A 19,044-nucleotide genomic window follows, 5' to 3' on the forward strand; every position below is an offset into this window, starting at 1 on the left:
CCGACCCCGCTTCTCTCTTCGGGAGTGACTTGCCATGACCCCTTAAACGCCAGCGCACTCCCTGTCTAAGAATAGCCATCAGGCAATGTCCCTTTTGCCGTGCAGGATCCAACCATCTTCTCTGGGACCGCTTACAGCAATGCCTCGCTTGCCGATGCAATAGCCCTCACTACAGCATTAGGGCACCCATTTCCTGGGCAACAGCCGATGTGACGAACTTCTGGGTCTTCAAGCCCTTGATCAAGGTTACGAAGCCATTCTCTGCATCCAGTCCGGCGAAAACCCAATGAAAGTGTCGACCTTCGGCCTTAGTCTGATCGGCATGCACTCCAAGGTTCTGACCAAGAAGAACGTGAATCGCTTCGTGATCTGATGGAATCTTATTCTGTCCTTTAGCCTCGACCGCCACGGCTGCCACGGCATCGTGCAACAGGCTGTAGCCGTCTGAATCCGCCGCGTACAGAGTCATGCAGTAGATCTTTCCATTCTCGTAACTGAATACGAGAAACCCCGCCTTTCCCTGCTTGGTTATGTTCAGCTGCCAGCGATTCATTGATGCCCCTGCGTGGGAGAACCCAAATACTGACTCATGTGTGGCCAGCCACCCCAGAAAGGGAAAAGCGGGGTCGGACTCCGTCAGCCAAGGGGACCACAAGTGAACCCGATCCGTTTATTTCCATTTCTTCATACTGCACGGCCAAGCCAACGCAAACTTTGCCGGAGCTCAGCCATTTTCCCTGTGGCGTTTCGGATGCTATCGATAGCATCACCCTGTCGCTTATCCTTGTTGTTGATCCAGCCGGTAAATGTGGTGGCGAGCTGTTCCAGCGTCGCTGTGCCTGCGTGGTATTGGCCGAGCATGCCATCCAGCGCCTTGAGCTTGGCGCTGCGCGACTTGTCACCAAAGCATCCAGATACAGTGGTCTCAGCTACGAACGAAGCCTGACTCGGCACCGTCACCGATCCGGCATAGTTGATCTTTCGCTTAAGGCTGTCGTCACCGCACGAATAGATGCACGATGCCGGATCTATCACCGAAGTCAAACTATGGCTCTCGGCGCGTTGGCGCTTGACCCCAACCCCCCAAAGATCGACGACAAAACTCCCACGCGGAAAATTGTTCTGATAGCTGATGGCTGCACCAGGTGGACAGCCAACCAGCAGAAACCAATGGCCATTGGCATTGCCCTTGGCCTGCTCGATGACGGAGATATGTCCGCTGCAGCCGTTGGTGCGGAGAAGATAGTAAGCCAGGGCGGTGCAACTGTCACAGCGGATACCCAGCGGTTCGTTGTCGACGAAGCGCTGATGAATACGGCGGCCGTACTCCAGCCAATAACTTTCTTGGGAATCGTTGCCAGGAATGCCAACCAGCAACTGGGCGGTGGCCACCTGTGAGCCAGTCATCATCGGGTCATTACCCGGTAGCGCGCCATCATCGACGATAACCGATCTTGAAACGTCCGCCATCCTGCCGGTGCCAGGGTTGTATGATTTTTTTATTATCGTTCTATGCAAGTAAGGATCGAGGTGATTGGCAACGATATTGATGTCTTCGGCACGCATGATTTTCCCTGCCTGAGAAAGATTTTCGGGTCAACTTCCCAAGGAGACGCAATGATTCAGGCGGCACCTGGAATCGCACGAATCCGCGCAACGCGTGCCCCACATCTTTTTCTAACCTGGCGCACATAGAGGACTGGCGCTGGCACAACCACTTGCTACCGATTGAAGCTCTCGACCAGTGCGCGTATCTGCCAGGTTTTCCGGGATCCGCTCTGAACCTTGCAAGTGGGCACCGTTGTTATTTCGATGTGTCGTCATCAACGGCAATCCTACCGCTCAAATGCCCACTCTTTCCCTTGCTTAGGGGGCCATGGTCAGAGCTCACTTTGCCCCGGGTTTTCCGGACAGGCTACCCGCGCCCTCACTTCACTTGCTGATAGAGATTGAATCTTTCAAGCCGGCATTGATGAGGCCGGCCACCCCGTGATACTCAGCGGACAATTGTTCCTTGCGGATTATTTCTCGTGCATCAGCACTTCGCCGATAAACATTTGGCGCGACTTCTACAAAGCCATTCTTGGATAGATAGTTCTTGTGTTGCGCGTACCGTGTCCCCTCGATCGGATTGGTAGATCGAAAGCTTTCAGAGCGGCCACGGACATCCAGGGCCACCGTCGGCAGCGGCGTTGTGATCAAATTGCCATGGCGATCATTAACATGTTTAACCGTTCCGCTTGCGATCTCTCTCTTGCCAGGAGCTCGCTCCCCGGTCACCTGTCTGTCTCTATCCAGCGTGGAGACCCTCAATGCGCCGAACTGATCTTCAAGTTTCGCCACACCTTCCATTGCTCGGCGTCCAAGCACTCCACGCTTGGCCCCGTCTTTATCTTCCGGTGACGGATACAGGCTCTCGTCAAACGGCGCCCGACGCCCCGCACGGTGAAGCTGATACGAATTTATGAACCAATCGGCTTTGCTTCGCACGAGGTAAGTGACGTTGTTTGGCGAACGATACGTCCCGCCAGCCGAAAATTCCGTCGTAATTGCATTCTGAAAATCAAACTTCCCTTGTTCCTGAAGTTTGAAGGTCGCGATGAGATCGCCCTTTGTTGACTCACCTTGCAAGACAAGGCTGCCAATATCGGATTTTCTGGCTTTACGCTTATCGATGGAGTCGAACTCCGCCTTCCACTTCCCATCGTCCTGAAATAACTCAGTTTTATAAACTTTTCGCAAATATTCATTCGCAAAATAGGGGTCAACGAAGTCACCGCTCTTCAGGCGGGCGAGCTGAGCGTCCACGTAAGCGCTGACCGCATCCCTGCGATTCGATTCGGAGCACTTGCCGTCACTATAGTTCGTGCAGTCAACCAAGTACTCCCATAAGGGCGCGCGGCGATATGCCAACCTTCCGTTGTCTATGACGAATAAAGGGGCCACGCTTCGTATCTCCGCTACATTCTTGTAGAAGTCGGCGGTCCCCGTGTGCCAGCCAAGCGCTTCACCTGCCGCCAACCACTGATAAGAGTGTGAAAACTCTCCATGATCAACCGCGAAACTATCCTTCCACAGAACCTTTCCCTTCAAATTGTCTCCAAAGGCCCTGCCGTCAAGCGCGCCGACAAAAACAACGTTTTCCTGGCAAGAGAAGCCAAGTCCCGCACCCACCCTGATGATGGCAGCAGTGAAGCGATTTGATTGTTCCATGATTTCTGGATTGTTATAGGCAACCCAAATCGATCTCGATAGTTCATCAAGGGAACTTGTAAATCTTGCGCGCGACTCCTTGCTTGATAAGAAGTCAAGAAGTTGAGACGCTTTGTCGAGATCGCCCGACTTGAAGGCGCCATCACCGAAGTAGAGCGTGAGTCGCCTTTTTGCCTCTTCGAAGCCCTCGATTTCGTTGACTGACATAGAAGTTCCTTTCTCCCCAAAGAAATCCGGCCATCGCTCAAGTCATACTCAGGCGAAGGCGTAGTCGAAATCACCGTTCCTGCTACCCACCCGTACACCTGACACCGCCACACCATCAATCATTCTTGTCAGGAATTCTCGACTGACATCCGGCAACATCGAGTTGGTGAGAATCGCATCGATCATCCGTCCACCTGACTCACTCTCCGTGCACCGACTCACCACCAACCTCACCACCTCATCGTCATACTCAAACGGAATGCGATAGCGCGCCTCGATCCGCTTCTTGATGCGATTGAGCTGCAGCTTCACTATCTCCCCCAGCATCTCCGGGCTCAGCGGGTAGTACGGAATCGTCACCAGGCGCCCAAGCAACGCCGGCGGGAAGATCTTCAGCAACGGGTCGCGCAGCGCCTTCGCCATGCCCTCGGGCTCAGGCATCAGCTCCGGGTCTTTGCACATGCTGGCGATGAGATCGGTGCCGGCATTGGTGGTCAGCAGGATCAGGGTGTTCTTGAAATCGATCTGGCGACCTTCGCCATCTTCCATCACGCCCTTGTCGAACACCTGGAAGAAGATTTCATGCACATCCGGGTGCGCCTTCTCCACCTCATCCAGCAGCACCACGGAATACGGCTTGCGACGGACGGCCTCGGTGAGCACGCCGCCTTCGCCATAACCAACATAGCCCGGGGGTGCGCCCTTCAGCGTGGAAACGGTGTGCGCTTCCTGGAACTCGCTCATGTTGATGGTGATCAGGTTCTGCTCGCCACCGTAGAGCGCTTCGGCGAGTGCTAGCGCTGTCTCGGTTTTGCCCACGCCGGAGGTGCCGGCCAGCATGAATACGCCAATGGGTTTGTTGGGGTTGTCCAGTCCGGCGCGGGAGGTCTGGATGCGCTTGGCGATCATCTCCATGGCGTGGTTCTGTCCGATCACACGCTGGGCCATGAGGCTGGCGAGGTTCATCACCGTTTCCAGCTCGCTCTTGATCATGCGCCCGACCGGAATGCCGGTCCAGTCGGCAACGACGGCGCCGACGGCGGTGTAGTCGACGGTAGGCAGGATCAGCGGCGCGTCACCCTGCAATTCGGCCAACTCGGCCTGTAGCGCCTTGAGTTCGCCCAGCGCCTTTGCGCGCGTCATCTCGTCAAGCACAGGCTCGTGAACGGCGACATCCGTATCCGCATCGGCAGCTTTTTCCAACGCGCTGCCAGTACCCTCCACGGGCGAGGCATCGCCGCGCAGGCGGGCGCGCAACGCCAGGATGCGCTCGACCAGCGATTTCTCTGCCTGCCAGTTGACTTCCAGCGTTTCCAGTCGCGCCTTGGCGAAAGCGAGTTTTTCGCACGCTGCCGCCTCGCGCTCGGCGACATCCACACCTACCGTGCGTTCGCGGGCGATGATGGCTAGTTCGGTATCCAGTGCCTGGATGCGCTTGCGGGTGTCGTCCACTTCGGGCGGCACGGCGTGCTGGCTGATCGCCACGCGTGCGCAGGCGGTGTCTAGCAGGCTCACGGCCTTGTCCGGCAGCTGCCGCGCGGGAATATAGCGATGCGACAGCTTCACGGCGGCTTCAAGCGCTTCGTCAAGAATCTGCACGCAATGATGTTTCTCCATCACGCTGGCCACGCCGCGCATCATCAGGATGCCCTTCTCTTCGCTGGGCTCGTCCACTTGCACGGTCTGGAAGCGACGGGTAAGCGCGGGATCCTTCTCGATGTGTTTCTTGTATTCGGCCCAGGTGGTAGCACCCACGGTGCGCAGGTTGCCGCGCGCCAATGCCGGCTTGAGCAGGTTGGCGGCATCGCCCGTGCCGGCAGCGCCGCCGGCACCGACCAGCGTGTGCGCCTCGTCAATGAACAGGATGATGGGCCTGGGGCTGGACTGCACTTCTTCGATCACCTGGCGCAGCCGGTTCTCGAACTCGCCCTTCATGCTGGCGCCGGCCTGCAGCAGACCGACGTCGAGCGTGCGCAGCTCCACGTCCCTCAGTTGCGGAGGCACATCGCCCGCGACGATACGCAGCGCGAAGCCTTCCACCACGGCCGTCTTGCCCACGCCGGCCTCGCCCACCAGCATCGGGTTGTTCTGCCGGCGACGCATGAGGATGTCCACCACCTGGCGGATTTCCTCGTCGCGCCCAACAATGGGGTCGATCTTGCCGCTGCGCGCCTGCTCGGTGAGGTCCACGGTGAACTGGCGCAGCGCCTCCTGCTTGCCCATCTGCGCCGGGCCCATCGCGCCACTGGCTTCGCCGGGTACCGCGCCACCCATGCGAAAACCGTCACTGGCGTTCTGGCCGTCTTCGGGCGAACCACCCACGACCTCGGCAAACTTCTCGCCCAGGGCCTCTGGCTTGATCTTGTCGAACTCTGCCGAGATCGCGATCAGCGCGTTGCGCAGATGACGGGTGCGCAGAATGCCAAGGATCAAGTATCCGGTGCGCACCTGCGCCTCGCCGAACATCAGCGTGGCGAACACCCAGCCACGCTCTACGGCCTCTTCCACGTTGCTGGACAGGTCGGAGATGGTGCTGGAGCCGCGCGGCAGGCGATCCAGTGCGTCGGTGACGTCGCGCGCCAGGTTCGACGGATTGAGATTGAACTGCTTGACGATGCGATGCAGGTCTGAATCCTGCAGTTGCAGGATCTGATGGATCCAGTGCACCAGTTCCACGTACGGGTTGCCCCGCAGCTTGCAGAACACGGTGGCGCTTTCGATGCCGCGGTAGGCCAGCTTGTTGAGCTTGCCAAACAGAGCGCTTCGACTGATCTCGGCCATGGCGACGACTTCCTTCTAGAGTTGGGAGCAACGCACCCTGGGGGCACGCGTCAGCTGATTTGGGGCTAACTGCATCATCGACACCCATTTACCGGCAACATCGGACACATGGGCATGCACGGCCTATCGCAGTGGATGGAGAATCACGTCGTCCACGTCGGCAGCGTGGCGCGGCTTGCCGAGCCAGGTCGTCATCCCTATCCGGCCCTGACGCCCCAGTTGGGCGACCGGGGCGTCATGCGGGTGAAGCACCAGCTGCACGTCCCACGCCTTCTCGTCGCCGACATAGCCGCGCACGGCGGCGGTGAGTTGCCTCAATGCCTCGCCACCCGGCAGGAAGCGATGGAACTGCAGGCGATCCAGTGGGCCCAGGCGCAGACGAAAGCGTTGCTGGCAACCGCGCACACGTGCACCGAGCACGGCGGTCTGGCCCAGGCTTGCCACGTCGCTGCCGCCACCCAGGCGCAGGTGGGCGCTTTCCGGCAGGCTCATCCATTCGGCAACGAATTCCACCACCGCCACGGATACGTGGAAAAAGCGCTCCAACAGACCGCGCAAGCCCTCCGCGTTGCGCGTCTGCTGCCACAGGCGGCCGGCGAAATGACGCCGATAACGATCGGGCAAGGCATCGCGGCCATCCAGGTGCGGGGTGGCCTGGCCGATCAGTGCGCCCAGGTACAGGTAGAACCCATCCTCGTCAGGGCGGTCGTGTTGCACCGTGGGTTGGGCATTGGCCCAGGCGCGGTAGAACAAGCCCATCATGCGGTGGTGAAAAATGTTGGCGAAGGCGACGAAGGTCGTGTCTTTCGCATTGCGCTCGCGATCCAGCGCGTACTCGGTCAGGTGCAGCGGCAACGGTGCGTTCGGTCCGAACAGGCCGAAAAACAGGCCGTGCAACCGCGACGGCTGACCAGCGCCGCGCATTTCGTAGCGATCGATCATGCGCGGGGCGAACGCGAGCGACGGCGCATGGCACAGGCGCACCGGGTCATCGGACGGTTTGGCCGATTCGCCCAGCCGGGGCTGCGACGGATGCGCGCATTCGAGCCGGCGCAGCGCTTCGAAAAACTCGAAGGCTTCCGGCGTCGCCTGCAGCGCCTCTTCCAGCGCTACAGGATCTGACGCTTGCCGAGCATGGTCGGCCATCGGGCTACCTCGTTGCGTTCCAGCGTGCGCAGCACGGTTTCGGTGAAAGCATTGACGGAGACGTAACGCGTGAAAAAGCGCTGCATCACCGCGCCGAGCAGGTAGGCGCCGGTACCTTCGAAAGCGCCGTCGTCGCAGGTCAGCGTGATTTCAAGCCCGCGACCGAAGGCAATGGGACCGGGCACGGGGATGCGCCGCACGATGGGCCGGGAGCCGACCGCCTTGATGCCTTCGATCTGGCGGAGCGCCGCGGAATCGAACTCGTCGCAGTACATCATCAGCATCTCGCGCAACGCCGCTGCGCCCTTGCCTGCACCATCATCCAGCAGCGAAACATAGTTGAGCTGCAGGTGGCTGAGCAGGCGCCACGCGGTTTCGCCGGTGGCGCGCGGCGCGCGCGGCTTGGTGGGGCCGGCGACGCAGCGCACGCTTTCCACCGGTGCGCCGGTTTCCATGGCGAAGTCGGTCCGCGTCTTGCCGATCGGCATGTGCAACGGCAGATCCCGGTTGGTGCACAGCAGCTGCATGCCGAGCTGACGAAGCCGGGTCGGGTATGGCGCATCGTTGGCGTCCACCAGGGCGATGAACACTTCACTGCCGACGTAACTGGAGCGCGCACCCTGCAGCTTCTGGCGTGCGGAGAGCAGGCGCGGCTCGCGGCGAATCGTGTAGAACGCTGCCTGGCGCTGGTGCCAGGTGCGCTCGTCGCCGCCGTAGAAAGGCTGGAAGCGCTGCTCGGGCTCCTGCAGGTCGCCGAAGCCTTCCACCTGGTCTACGCTGTGGATCTCGAAATCCATGGGCCGGGTGCGATCGGCCAGGATGTGGTATTCGGTCTTGCCCTGCTGCAGGTGGATGCGGTCGGCGCGGCGCGGAAACAGGTTGATGGCCGGCGTGCAGAACAGGCGGAAGTTGTTCGCGTCCACGGCATTGTGCAGGCTGGCGACGCTGCGGTCGAACAGTACGACGAGCTCGAACTCCGTGCCCTGCATGCGCGCGAGCGCGGGGCGCAGGCCCGTGAATTCAGCAAACAGAAAGCGCTCCGGACAGGCGAAATATTCCTGCAGGAGACGGTAGCCGCTGAACGAGCGGCCATCATAGGGAATCAGGGCATCTGCGTCCTCGAAGCCCCGGGGGCGAATGCTGCCCGCCTCCAGCGTGCGGCTCAACAGGCCATCCGCGCCCTGCCCGCGCACCACGCAGGCCACGGCGTTGCCCAGCAACTGCTCATAAAGGCGCTTGGGCTGCTCGTCGCTGCCGGCGATGAAGACAGGCAACGCATCGATGGGCAGCATGCCGACCTGCATGCCCGCCGGCACGGTCAGCTTCAGCCGCAGCCCCGCGCGCACGGGTTTGCCACCGGGCAGCTCGATGCCCGCGGCGGCCAGCGCCGCTGGCGTCTCGAAATACTTGGCATCGACCAGGCTGAGCGGCCACAGCGTGACGTCGTGCGCCGTGCGGTACTCGCAGGCGGTGCGTTCGTCGCGCGCGGTGAGACTGCGCAGCGCGGTATGCCGCGGCACGGTGTGGCCAGCGACCAGGCCGCTTTCCTTCAGGTCGGGATGCAGCTGCACCACCGCCATCGAAGGTACCGGCGCCAGGTAGTGCGGATAGATCATCTCCAGCAGATGCTGGGTGAATACAGGGTACTGCGCGTCGAGCTTCAGCTGCACGCGCGCCGCCAGAAAGGCGAAGCCCTCGAGCAGGCGCTCCACGTAGGGGTCGGCGCACTCGAAGCCTTCCAGGCCGAGACGGCCGGCGATTTTGGGGTACTCGCGCGCGAACTCGCCGCCCATCTCGCGCACATGCTGTAATTCACGGTTGTAGTAACGGAGCAGACGCGGATCCATGCCACTCAACCCAGACTTTCCGTGACCGCGAGCTTGCCCGTTTCCAGGTCCACTTCGGTCTTGAGGTAAAGATTCAGCGGCAGCGGTTGCGCCCACATCTCCGATTCGATGTCGAACATCAGGGACTGCCGATCCATGCGCCCGGCGTTGGCGTGCACCGTGACACGCAGGCTGCTGCCGGTGAGGCGGGGCTCGAAGGCGAGAATGGCGTCGCGGATCTCACGCTGCAGCGCGTCGGCATCGATGCCGGAAAGCGCCACACCCGTCAGGTCGGGTATGCCGAAATTGAGCACGGAACGGGCCACGTCCGGGTAGGGCTCCAGGTCCACGCTCACCCCGAGGTTTACACAATTGAGCAGCCAGGACATGTCGCGCGTCACGCATTCGCGCAATCGCGTGGCGGAGATCACCCGCTTGTCGCGGCTTTCCTCCGTCTTGCCCGGCTCGTCATCGGTCAACCGGTCGAGCAGCGAAGGCTGCAGGCGTTCCTGGGTGGTGAGTTCGGCCATGGAGCCCTCACCTCATGACTCGAAGTCGATCTGACGGATGTCCAGCAGGGAGTAATCGCCCGCGTCGCTGACGAACATGCGTTGCCCGATGCCGAGGAAGGTCTCCTCGCCCACGTCATTCCACTCGGTCTTGCGTGCCATCAGCAGATCGTTGTCACCCGAGCGTTCCGTGTCCGGGTAGCGCGCCGGTACGAAGCCCACCATCTGGCCACCATTGGCCAGGGTCAACTGCACGGGAGCCCAAACCTTGTCGCGCAGGTCCGAAGGTGCCTCGAATACCAGTGACTTGATCCTGGCAAATGGCACCCAGGCATAGCCGCCACTGACGATGACCTCAAGACAGGGACCGATGCGTGTATCGGCATCTGCCAACCATTGGAACGCTGCGCCGTCCACATGGCCCTTGCTTGCCGGAGCCTGCTCGAAGGCCTCGTTCCTCAATCGCGCCGCTTGCACATGGTGGCCTTCCGCAGTGTGGCGGATCGCCTGAAGCAGCAACGCCAGCCACGCGTCCGGCTCACCGATGACCGTGGGCGTGGCCTCCCCACGAAACACCGCGCCACGTGTCAGCTCGCCTTTCAGTGCCGCGGAATAGGCACCCACCAGCAAGCTATTGAGCCCATCCAGCTCGCCGCTCACGACGAGCTGGTGTTGCGCCCTCTCCCATTGCCCCAGCAAGCTCAGCAGCTGGAACAGGAAGACACGCCGCTTGGCGTCCGCCGGGTGTTGCCTGACTTCAGCGGTAAGCTGCTGAAGCGCCTCCTCCGGCCGACCCTGCCTGAGGAGGCTTTCCGCGCTGGCATCCAGGACAGTCACGTGGGCGGGCCGCCGTTATGCCGACACAGCCTGGATGTCGTAGGTGAATTCCTTGGCGCCGCCATCGGCCGCACCCTTGTCGTTCTGCGGCTGGAACGCATACTTGAACTTGCCGAAGTGCAAGGTGACGTTCTCGGTAAGCCGGTCTTCCCCGCCACTACCACCGGTGGATACCGAGGTGATCAGCACGCCTTCGCTGAGTTCGATGGTGAGGAAGTCGGTCTGTTCGCCGGTGGCGTTGGTGACGTACAGCCACGCCTGATCCATGCGACCGCCGGTGCAGCACGCCTGGAGCAAGGCGTTGGAGCAACCGTCCACGTACTTGGTGATGGAAATATCCTGGACGTGCGCCTTGCCGCCGCTGGCTGAACCGCCGCCACTATGCAGGTCGCCCGTGTTGCTGACGCCCCACGACCACGCGAGGATCGGCACTTCGCCCTTGTGCTTTTTGTGGTTTGAAGCGCCCTTGATCTCGACCTTGCCCGGGCCGAATTTCAGATGCATGTCGAAAGCCATGACATATCTCCCTTGATGTGCAACGCGCTAAACGAGTGATGGGTGGGATGCTCAGGCTTGCGCTGCCGACGGCAGGCGCGATACCAGGCGCAACGACACGGTGAGCCCTTCCAACTGGTAGTGGGGCTTGAGGAAGAATTTGGAGGTGTAGTAACCCGGCGCACCCTCCACTTCGTCCACCACCACTTCCGCGGCGGACAGCGGCTTGCGTGCCTTGGTCTGCTCGGTGGAGTTGGCCGGGTCGCCATCCACGTAGTTCATGATCCAATTGCTCAGCCAGCTCTGCATCTGCTCGCGACTGCTGAACGAGCCGATCTTGTCGCGCACGATGCACTTGAGATAGTGCGCGAAGCGGCAGCAGGCGAACATGTAGGGCAGACGGGCTGCCAGCGCCGCATTGGCGGTGGCATCCGGGTTGTCGTACTCCTCCGGCTTGTTCAGCGATTGCGCGCTGATGAAGGCGGCCATGTCCGAGTTCTTCCGGTGCACCAGCGGCATCAGGCCCATCTTGTCCAGTTCGGCGGAGCGGCGGTCGGTGATGGCGACCTCGGTGGGGCACTTCATGTCCACGCCACCGTCATCCGACGGGAACGTATGGGTGGGAAGCCCCTCCACCGCACCACCGGATTCAATGCCCCGGATGCGCGTGCACCAACCGTATTCCTTGAACGAGCGGTTGATGTTCACCGCCATCGCATACGCGGCGTTCTGCCAGGTGTACTTCGACGAGTCCGCCCCCGCGGTGTCTTCCTCGAAATCGAACTCTTCCACCGGATTGGTGGCGGCGCCGTACGGCAGGCGTGCCAGCGTGCGCGGCATGGTCAGGCCGATGTACTTGGCGTCGTCCGATTCGCGCAGCGAGCGCCACGCGGCGTAGTCGGGCGTGGAGAAGATCTTGGCGAGGTCGCGCGGGTTGGCCAGCTCGTTCCAGTTGTCCATGCCCATCAGCGTGGAGCCTGCCGAGGCCAGGAACGGCGCATGCGCCGCTGCCGAAACCTGGGCAATGCCCGCAAGCAACTCCACGTCCGGCGGGCTGTGGTCGAAATAATAGTCGCCGACCAGGCAACCGTACGGTTCGCCACCAAGCTGGCCGTACTCTTCCTCATAGAGCTTCTTGAACACCGGGCTCTGGTCCCACGCCGTGCCCTTGTAACGCTTGAGCGTCTTGGCGAGGTCCTTCTTGGAGATATTCATCACGCGGATCTTCAGCAGCTGATCCGTCTCGGTGTTGTTCACCAGGTGATGGAGGCCGCGCCAGGCGCCTTCGAGTTTCTGGAAGTCGGCGTGGTGCATCACCAGGTTGACCTGCTCGCTGAGCTTGCGGTCGATCTCGGCGATATAGGCCTTGATGGTCTGCGACACGTCCTCGGAAACGATGTCGGACTTGCTGAGCACCTGCTCGGCCAGCGTGCGCACCGCCGACTCCACTTCTTCCTTGGCGCGATCGCTCTTGGGCTTGAATTCCTTACTGAGCAGCGAGGCGAATTCGTTGGCGTCGAGGGTTTCGGTCGCGGCGCCGGCTTCGGCGAGTTTCTCGGTTGCCATGGGTGCTCACTCCCCGTCCGGTTTGGGTGAAGAGGCCAGCGACTGCAGCAGTGCAGGATCCTGCAACGCCTGGGCAATCAGCTTTTCAGCGCCCGCCTTGCCGTCCATGTAGGTGTCGAGATTGGCCAGCTGGGTACGTGCCTCCAGCAGCTTGGCCAGCGGGGCGATCTTTCGTGCCAGGGCGGCGGGCGAAAAGTCGTCCATGCTCTCGAACGTGACATCCACGCTGAGGTTGCCCTCGCCGGTGAGCGTATTGGGCACGGCGAAACTCACGCGCGGCTTCATCGACTGGAGGCGGCTGTCGAAATTATCGACATCGATCTCTAGCGCCTTGCGTTCTTCCACCGGGGGTAATTCGCCGGCATTCGCGCCGGAGAGGTCGGACATCACGCCCATCACGAAGGGAATCTGTACCTTCTTCTGTGCGCCGTAGACCTCGACGTCGTACTCGATCTGCACGCGAGGCGCCCGGTTACGGGCAATGAACTTCTGGCTGCTCTGGGTAGCCATGCGGAGTCTCCCATCGTATTGGGCGGAATTCCTTGTCGAGGCATTGCGTGGCGACGAACGCGGCCACATCCGTGCTGCATTCGTCGCGGCAAACTGCTCGATGAAGACGCAGTCTTGCACCGAACCACAACGACTACCCGTCATTCCGTCTCAGGGTTTTCGCATGACGATTTCGCTACGGCTGCTGCCGGTTTTGCGGCATCACGATGACGAACCAACCGCCTCGCCGGTGGGCATTCATGGAATGCCGTGACGCGCTACGGCTATTGCGTTATCGCGCTGATGCAACACGTCGGCTCGCACCCATTGGCACATGCCTAAGACCAAAGTCCTACGCATTTCCTTGTGCGGCCGTGACCCGATTCAAGCGACGCAATCAGTGGTTCCACTGCGAGCCATCGAACCTGCGCGGCAAACGGCATCTCCATTCGCGCCCGCTAATGCAGCAAGTGAATATCGCAGGCATGGCATTCGATCAGGCACGCAAACATCGCCGCATGTCTCGGATGACCCGCTATCGGCTCGAGCTGCTCATGGCTGTGTTTGCGTCGCCAGCCAGGCTGAAAGACAGGCGAGCTTCTGCTCCTTCCGCCAGGGCCTTCCGACCGTGGCGCCAAGCGCCTTCAGGCGGGCGTCGATCTCGGCTTGCGTCATGCCCCATGCCTGTGCGGCCGTCGCGGGAAGCGATTTCTCATCCTGTTCGACAAGGACCAGCTCACACAGGCCAAAGGCATGCCGGATCGCTTCGCGCACGGCGAGGGTTTCGGCAACGGCCACATGCTCCTGCCACGCGAGACTGTAGCCAAGCAGGTCAGTGATCCATCCGGCGCGGTTGGTCAGCAGGGCCCCGATCACCACCCGGTATCCCGCGCCCTGCATCTGGCGAACGATACGTTGCAGGCTGGCGGTTGCCAGTTGCTCCTGCCGCTTGCGCCCCGTCGCGACGACCTCGGCGGCGTCCACCAGGCTGCCGCCATCCGCTGCATGCACCATGTCGAAAGCCGCGCGGTAAGGCTCCAGGGAAAGCCGCTCACCCTCGGCGTGCGTTTCAAGGAAGGTGGAAAGCACGACCCGCGGCACATCGTTCCCTGCGGCGACACCCACCGCCACGGCGCCGCCCTTGCATGCGCGCAACCCCAGGCTCGCGGGTTGGGGTGAATCCTCGTGGCGTGACATCAAGGCCTCCGCATGTCGCACCTGCATGGCGACCACGTCACGCCTGCGCCAAGGACATCAGGAGATGGCGTTCATCACCGTCGAAACAACATGCCAGCCGGCCGCATCGTAGGTCATGACGGCCGTAAACCAGCCAGCGCACAACGTACCGCAGTAATAGCCAAAGGATACGTCATACCTGCCATCGGGCCGGCGCACCGGCAAGCCAATCGAATAGTGCATCGCCAGACTGCTGGTGGCGGCCCGCCCGGGCGGCACCCATTCGCTGCCGGGATGAGTCTCTATGCCATCACGCCTGAGTCTGGTTACCACCTCGGGAGACAAGTCCACGCCCTTGGCGTTATCCGGCGACTGCAGTGTCACGTAATAGAGAGCCTGCGCCCCTGATGCGCTGGCGCCGGATCTCTTTGGATCGAGTTGATAGCGGATCAGCACTTCGGCCATCTGCTGCAGATCCGGTGCCGGATGCGTCTGCGCCATCAGCTCGGCCTCGGTCCTGGCCTTGGCATCGATGACCTGCTGATGGATGTCGATCGTGACGACACACCCCGCGCCCGGCGGGAGCCGCAGGCAGGCCAGGCCGGTGGATTCGTTGATCGTCGCGATGAAGTTTTTCACCACGCCCTGCCCCTCCGCCGCCGAGACAGGGACGGTCCACTCCCGGGTCGATGGCTCAAAGCTCACCGCGCTGATGGAAAAAGCGCGACTGGTCGTTGCCCGATCAGTGAGGCGCGACACCGTCCCCATGACAGTCTGCTCCTGGAGGACTGGCCCTGCCTGGTCGGCCCAGGCGCACGGGAAAAGGCCGATGCCAGCCAGGCAGGCGAAGGATGCCAACCGTTGGCGCAGGTGATGTCCGGTACCCATGATTCTTCTCCCTGAATCTACAAATACACCCGGCACGACCTCCGCCGGTGGCCCTCGCAACCGGCTACTTGCCCCGTAATGGCGGCGCCGTCGATCCTCGCACAACGAGATCGGCGGAGAGTACGCGCTTGCGCGCCGGCACATCCACATCGTTGAGCAGCTCGATAAGCATGGCCATGGCTTCGCGACCCAGCGCGTTCTTGGGCTGTGCGATGGTGGTCAATGCCGGCGACATGTAACGCGCGAAGCGGATGTCGTCGAAGCCAACCACCGAGACGTCTTCCGGTACGCGCAGGCCGCGGGCGCTCAGCGCGCGCATGGCGCCGATGGCCATTTCATCGTTGGAGCAGAACACCGCCGTGAACGACTGCCCCTGCGACAACAGCAGTTCAATGGCGCGCTCGCCCGCCTCGATCGAAAAGTCACCGGCGACGGTCAATGCCGGGTTGATGGCGATATCGGCCCGCTGCAGCGCTAGCCGATAGCCCTGCTCGCGATCCACGCAGATGGGGCTTGCCGGCGGGCCACTGATGAAGGCGATATCGCAGTGCCCGAGCATGACGAGGTAATCGACGGCGATGCCCGCCGCGGCGATGTTGTCGACATAGACGCTGGAGATCTGGCTGTCCTTGACGTACTCGCAGGCATTGACCACGGGCAGCCGGCCCGGCATCGGGATGGCCGGCACGCGATGCGACATGGTGATGATCCCGTCCGCCTGCCGCGCCGCCACCATGTCGGCATAGGCCTGCTCGCGCACCAGGCTGCCCTGGGTTTCACCCAGCAGCACGGAATAGCCGCTCTCGTGCGCCACCTGCTCGATGCCGCGGATCACCTCGGAGAAAAACGGGTTGGCAATGTCGGGCAGCAGCGCCACGATCAGGCGGGTGCGCGCCGTGCGCAGGTTGCGCGCCAACGCGTTGGGCGTGTAACCCAGGCGCTTGACCACGTCATGGATGTGCTGGCGCGTCGCCTCGCTGACGATCTCGGGGCGCTGCAGCGCGCGCGACACCGTCGCCACGGACACGTTGGCGGCAGCGGCGATCTCCTTGACCGTTCGCGCACGCGCTGGCTGGGCCTCGCCCCCCGGCTTTCCGCCTTCGGTGCCTTGGCGTTTACGCCTGGATCCGTCCGCACTCACAAGCCCCGCCTCCTTCCTTTGTTGCATTGCTTGGGACGATAGCACCGCCACTTTGTCCGGCGCGCCTCGCGAAAAAGCGCCGGCCCGCCCTGCCCGTCGGTCGCGCATTGATGCAGTGCAATGTAATGGATTACATGAAATCGTTGCATCTGCTTTTAGGCTTCTGCTACATATTTTAGCCGATTCAACGTAGTGACTGGCCAGGCAAGCTCAAGGGGAGCCCTGGTCATGGGCTGAAACCCCATGTTTCATGCCGATGTAATCGAATACATTGCAGATTGCAGTGACGCACCGGAGGGGAAATGACAGGCCAATCCGCATCAGGCGGTTCACCCGGGATGACTCGATGAAGAGGCTCGGCATGGGCCTCGTCGGCCCGGGCTTCATTGCCGCGCACCACCTCGATGCCGTGCGTCGACTGGGCCTGGTCGACGTTATCGGCATCGCCGGCTCCAGTCCGCAATCCGCCACGAAGCGGGCGCGCGAACTGGGCGTTGGCCGTGCCTACGACAGCTACCAGGCCTTGCTGGCCGACCCTGCCGTGGACGTGGTCCACAACACCACGCCCAATCATCTGCATAAAGAGGTTTCCCTGGCCGCCCTGCGCGCGGGCAAGCACGTTATTTCCGACAAGCCACTGGCCAGCAGCGCACAGGAGAGCCGCGAGCTGTTCGAAGCGGCGCGCACGGCCGGCGTGGCGCATGTCGTGACCTTCAACTACCGCGGCCATGCCCTCGTGCAACAGGCCCGCAGCATGATCGCCAAGGGCAAGCTCGGCGCGCCGGTGTTCGTGCATGGCCGCTACCTGCAGGACTGGCTGACCGACGAGCGGACCTACTCCTGGCGGCTTGATCCCCGGCTGGGCGGTGCCAGTTCCGCGCTGGGCGACATTGGTTCGCACTGGTGCGACCTGGCGGAGCACGTCACCGGCTCGCGCATCACGGCCGTGCTGGCCGACCTGCATACGGCGGTTCCCGTGCGGCAAGCCCCGGCGATATCCGCCAAGGCGTTCGCCAACCCGACCAGGGCGGCCCGGCGGCGCGCTGTCCGGATCACCAGCGAAGACCTGGCCAGCGTGCTGCTGCGCTTCGACAACGGTGCCCGTGGCTGTCTGGTGGTGGGACAGGTATTGCCCGGGCACAAGAACGACCTGCGGCTGGAGGTGAACGGCCGCCTTGCTTCCGTGGCGTGGCAGCAGGAGCAACCCAACGAGTTGTGGATCGGCCATCACGCGCAGGCCAATACCGTGCTGGCGAGAGATCCCGCACAGCTGGATACAGCGGCACGTGGCTATGCTCACTTGCCCGCCGGCCATCCGGAAGCCTGGGCCGATGCCTTCCGCAACCTGATGGCCGATGCGTATGCGTGGATCCGCCGCGGCGCGACGCCGGAAACCCGGCCCCCGGCCCTGCCCACCTTCGCCGATGGCTATCGCAACAGTCTCGTGATCGACGCCATGCTCCGCAGTCACGCGGCCGGCGGCATCTGGCAGGACGTCGAGAACCCGATCGAACCGCAACGCAAAAAGGGGGAACGCGGATGAAGTGGCGCCTTCGGTTGATGATGCTGGTGGAGTACGCCATCTGGGGCGCCTGGTACGTTACGGTGGGCACTTGGCTGGGCAAGGCATTGCACTTCAGCGGACGGGAAATCGGCGCCATCGCTGGCACCACCGCCGTCGGCGCGATGATTTCCCCGCTATTCATTGGCCTGCTGGCCGACCGGCTGTTCGATACGCGCGTTGTGCTGGCCGTCCTGCATGTCCTGGGCGCCGGCCTGTTGATACTGGCGGCGCAACAGCATGCGTTCCCGGTGCTGTACGTCGCGCTGCTTGCCTACAGCCTCTGCTACATGCCCACGCTGGCACTGACCACGTCGCTCGCCATGCGGCATATCGACGATCCTCGCGAGGAGTTTGGCGGCATCCGCGTGTTCGGCACCATCGGCTGGATCGTGGTGGGTCTGGTCGTGGGCGCCTGGGGCGTGGAAGCGACTGCCTCACCACTGCACCTGGCGGCGGCGCTTTCCGTGCTCATGGCCATTTACTGCCTCACCCTGCCCTCGACGCCGCCACTGGCGCGCCACCAGAAGTTCGCCCTGCGCCATGCGCTGCCGCTGGAGTCGCTGCACCTGCTGCGCGACCGCTCGATGGCCGTGTTTGCCCTGGCCTCGTTCCTGATCTGTATCCCGCTGCAGTTCTACTACGCCTTCACCAACCTGTTCCTCAACGAGGTCGGCGTAGCCAACGCTGCCGGCAAGATGACGGGCGGGCAGATGTCCGAGCTGCTGTGCATGCTGCTCATTCCCTGGTTTTTCCGGCGACTCGGCGTGAAATACATGCTCGCCGTCGGCATGCTGGCATGGGTGCTGCGTTACGCGCTGTTCGCCTACGGTGATGCGGACCAGCTGATGTGGATGCTGTGGATCGGTATCGTGCTGCACGGCATCTGCTTCGACTTCTTCTTCGTGGTCGGCCAGATCTACATCGACCGCGAAGCGCCGCCCTCCCTGCGTGCCGCCACGCAGGGCCTGATCACCTTTCTCACTTACGGCCTGGGCATGTTCGTCGGCTCGTGGCTATCCGGCGTGGTCGTCGACACTTACGCTCGCCCCGGTGCCCAAGGCGTGGTGACGCACGACTGGCACGACATCTGGCTGATCGCGGGTGGATGCGCCGGCCTTGTCCTTGTGCTGTTCGTGCTGCTGTTCAAGGAGCGCCGGGTGGCAGCGAGCCGCCCCGTTCCCACCACGGCCTGACCCCATACTCCCC

At 62.3% G+C, this 19,044-nt stretch carries 16 protein-coding genes; 2 read left to right on the top strand and 14 right to left on the bottom strand.

Features of this window, described 5'->3' with window-relative positions; all coding sequences use genetic code 11:
- Window positions 1–169 precede the first annotated feature (169 nt).
- From HY57_RS13435 to HY57_RS13500, 14 genes are all read right to left on the bottom strand, one after another.
- On the bottom strand, window positions 170–553 hold the full coding sequence (locus tag HY57_RS13435; RefSeq protein ID WP_019467505.1) for a hypothetical protein: 384 nt from the start codon (window positions 551–553) through the stop codon (window positions 170–172).
- A gap of 131 nt (window positions 554–684) precedes the next feature.
- Window positions 685–1,566 (bottom strand): hypothetical protein, encoded by an 882-nt coding sequence (locus HY57_RS21655; protein WP_144240833.1) that lies wholly within the window; start codon window positions 1,564–1,566, stop codon window positions 685–687.
- A 366-nt stretch (window positions 1,567–1,932) separates the two neighbouring features.
- Window positions 1,933–3,420 carry a hypothetical protein gene (locus HY57_RS13445; protein ID WP_019467503.1) on the bottom strand — a complete coding sequence of 496 codons (1,488 nt, stop codon included), beginning with the start codon at window positions 3,418–3,420 and terminating at the stop codon, window positions 1,933–1,935.
- Between the two features lie 48 nt (window positions 3,421–3,468).
- A complete protein-coding gene (gene tssH / locus HY57_RS13450) occupies window positions 3,469–6,201 on the bottom strand; it encodes a type VI secretion system ATPase TssH (RefSeq protein ID WP_019467502.1) in 2,733 nt (910 codons plus the stop codon).
- 123 nt (window positions 6,202–6,324) lie between these two features.
- Window positions 6,325–7,347, bottom strand: coding sequence for a type VI secretion system baseplate subunit TssG (gene tssG, locus HY57_RS13455; RefSeq protein WP_019467501.1), 1,023 nt, complete (start codon window positions 7,345–7,347; stop codon window positions 6,325–6,327).
- On the bottom strand, window positions 7,311–9,194 hold the full coding sequence (gene tssF, locus HY57_RS13460; protein WP_019467500.1) for a type VI secretion system baseplate subunit TssF: 1,884 nt from the start codon (window positions 9,192–9,194) through the stop codon (window positions 7,311–7,313). The genes tssG and tssF overlap by 37 nt, the downstream gene beginning before the upstream one ends.
- A 5-nt stretch (window positions 9,195–9,199) precedes the next feature.
- Entirely contained in the window at window positions 9,200–9,703 is a 504-nt protein-coding gene (gene tssE / locus HY57_RS13465) for a type VI secretion system baseplate subunit TssE (RefSeq protein ID WP_019467499.1), read from the bottom strand.
- 12 nt (window positions 9,704–9,715) lie between these two features.
- A complete protein-coding gene (locus HY57_RS13470) occupies window positions 9,716–10,510 on the bottom strand; it encodes a type VI secretion system accessory protein TagJ (protein ID WP_026034317.1) in 795 nt (264 codons plus the stop codon).
- A gap of 24 nt (window positions 10,511–10,534) precedes the next feature.
- Window positions 10,535–11,035, bottom strand: coding sequence for an Hcp family type VI secretion system effector (locus tag HY57_RS13475; RefSeq protein WP_019467497.1), 501 nt, complete (start codon window positions 11,033–11,035; stop codon window positions 10,535–10,537).
- A 51-nt stretch (window positions 11,036–11,086) separates the two neighbouring features.
- Window positions 11,087–12,580, bottom strand: coding sequence for a type VI secretion system contractile sheath large subunit (gene tssC / locus HY57_RS13480; protein WP_019467496.1), 1,494 nt, complete (start codon window positions 12,578–12,580; stop codon window positions 11,087–11,089).
- A 6-nt stretch (window positions 12,581–12,586) separates the two neighbouring features.
- Complete coding sequence (gene tssB / locus HY57_RS13485; RefSeq protein WP_019467495.1) at window positions 12,587–13,090, bottom strand: type VI secretion system contractile sheath small subunit; 504 nt, start codon at window positions 13,088–13,090, stop codon at window positions 12,587–12,589.
- 531 nt (window positions 13,091–13,621) lie between these two features.
- On the bottom strand, window positions 13,622–14,302 hold the full coding sequence (locus tag HY57_RS13490; RefSeq protein ID WP_019467494.1) for a hypothetical protein: 681 nt from the start codon (window positions 14,300–14,302) through the stop codon (window positions 13,622–13,624).
- Between the two features lie 21 nt (window positions 14,303–14,323).
- Window positions 14,324–15,133, bottom strand: a complete 810-nt coding sequence (locus HY57_RS13495; protein ID WP_019467493.1) for a hypothetical protein — start codon at window positions 15,131–15,133, stop codon at window positions 14,324–14,326.
- A gap of 64 nt (window positions 15,134–15,197) precedes the next feature.
- Window positions 15,198–16,178, bottom strand: coding sequence for a LacI family DNA-binding transcriptional regulator (locus HY57_RS13500; protein ID WP_026034316.1), 981 nt, complete (start codon window positions 16,176–16,178; stop codon window positions 15,198–15,200).
- A 442-nt stretch (window positions 16,179–16,620) separates the two neighbouring features.
- Between HY57_RS13500 and HY57_RS13505 the strand changes: the two genes are divergently transcribed.
- Both HY57_RS13505 and HY57_RS13510 read left to right on the top strand, forming a co-directional pair.
- Window positions 16,621–17,817 (top strand): Gfo/Idh/MocA family protein, encoded by a 1,197-nt coding sequence (locus HY57_RS13505; protein WP_038579848.1) that lies wholly within the window; start codon window positions 16,621–16,623, stop codon window positions 17,815–17,817.
- Complete coding sequence (locus tag HY57_RS13510) at window positions 17,814–19,031, top strand: nucleoside permease (protein ID WP_019467490.1); 1,218 nt, start codon at window positions 17,814–17,816, stop codon at window positions 19,029–19,031. Before HY57_RS13505 ends, HY57_RS13510 begins: the two co-directional genes overlap by 4 nt.
- Window positions 19,032–19,044: the final 13 nt, after the last annotated feature.

It is taken from the genome of Dyella japonica A8, assembly GCF_000725385.1.
Lineage (GTDB): Bacteria > Pseudomonadota > Gammaproteobacteria > Xanthomonadales > Rhodanobacteraceae > Dyella > Dyella japonica_C.

What these genes read in the sequence shown, in the direction of transcription:
- HY57_RS13435 (WP_019467505.1), bottom strand. Translation starts at nt 553, where the DNA reads ATGAATCGCTGGCAGCTGAACATAACCAAGCAGGGAAAGGCGGGGTTT.
- HY57_RS21655 (WP_144240833.1), bottom strand. Translation starts at nt 1,566, where the DNA reads ATGCGTGCCGAAGACATCAATATCGTTGCCAATCACCTCGATCCTTAC.
- HY57_RS13445 (WP_019467503.1), bottom strand. Translation starts at nt 3,420, where the DNA reads ATGTCAGTCAACGAAATCGAGGGCTTCGAAGAGGCAAAAAGGCGACTC.
- tssH (WP_019467502.1), bottom strand. Translation starts at nt 6,201, where the DNA reads ATGGCCGAGATCAGTCGAAGCGCTCTGTTTGGCAAGCTCAACAAGCTG.
- tssG (WP_019467501.1), bottom strand. Translation starts at nt 7,347, where the DNA reads ATGGCCGACCATGCTCGGCAAGCGTCAGATCCTGTAGCGCTGGAAGAG.
- tssF (WP_019467500.1), bottom strand. Translation starts at nt 9,194, where the DNA reads ATGGATCCGCGTCTGCTCCGTTACTACAACCGTGAATTACAGCATGTG.
- tssE (WP_019467499.1), bottom strand. Translation starts at nt 9,703, where the DNA reads ATGGCCGAACTCACCACCCAGGAACGCCTGCAGCCTTCGCTGCTCGAC.
- HY57_RS13475 (WP_019467497.1), bottom strand. Translation starts at nt 11,035, where the DNA reads ATGGCTTTCGACATGCATCTGAAATTCGGCCCGGGCAAGGTCGAGATC.
- tssC (WP_019467496.1), bottom strand. Translation starts at nt 12,580, where the DNA reads ATGGCAACCGAGAAACTCGCCGAAGCCGGCGCCGCGACCGAAACCCTC.
- tssB (WP_019467495.1), bottom strand. Translation starts at nt 13,090, where the DNA reads ATGGCTACCCAGAGCAGCCAGAAGTTCATTGCCCGTAACCGGGCGCCT.
- HY57_RS13495 (WP_019467493.1), bottom strand. Translation starts at nt 15,133, where the DNA reads ATGGGTACCGGACATCACCTGCGCCAACGGTTGGCATCCTTCGCCTGC.
- HY57_RS13505 (WP_038579848.1), top strand. Translation starts at nt 16,621, where the DNA reads ATGAAGAGGCTCGGCATGGGCCTCGTCGGCCCGGGCTTCATTGCCGCG.
- HY57_RS13510 (WP_019467490.1), top strand. Translation starts at nt 17,814, where the DNA reads ATGAAGTGGCGCCTTCGGTTGATGATGCTGGTGGAGTACGCCATCTGG.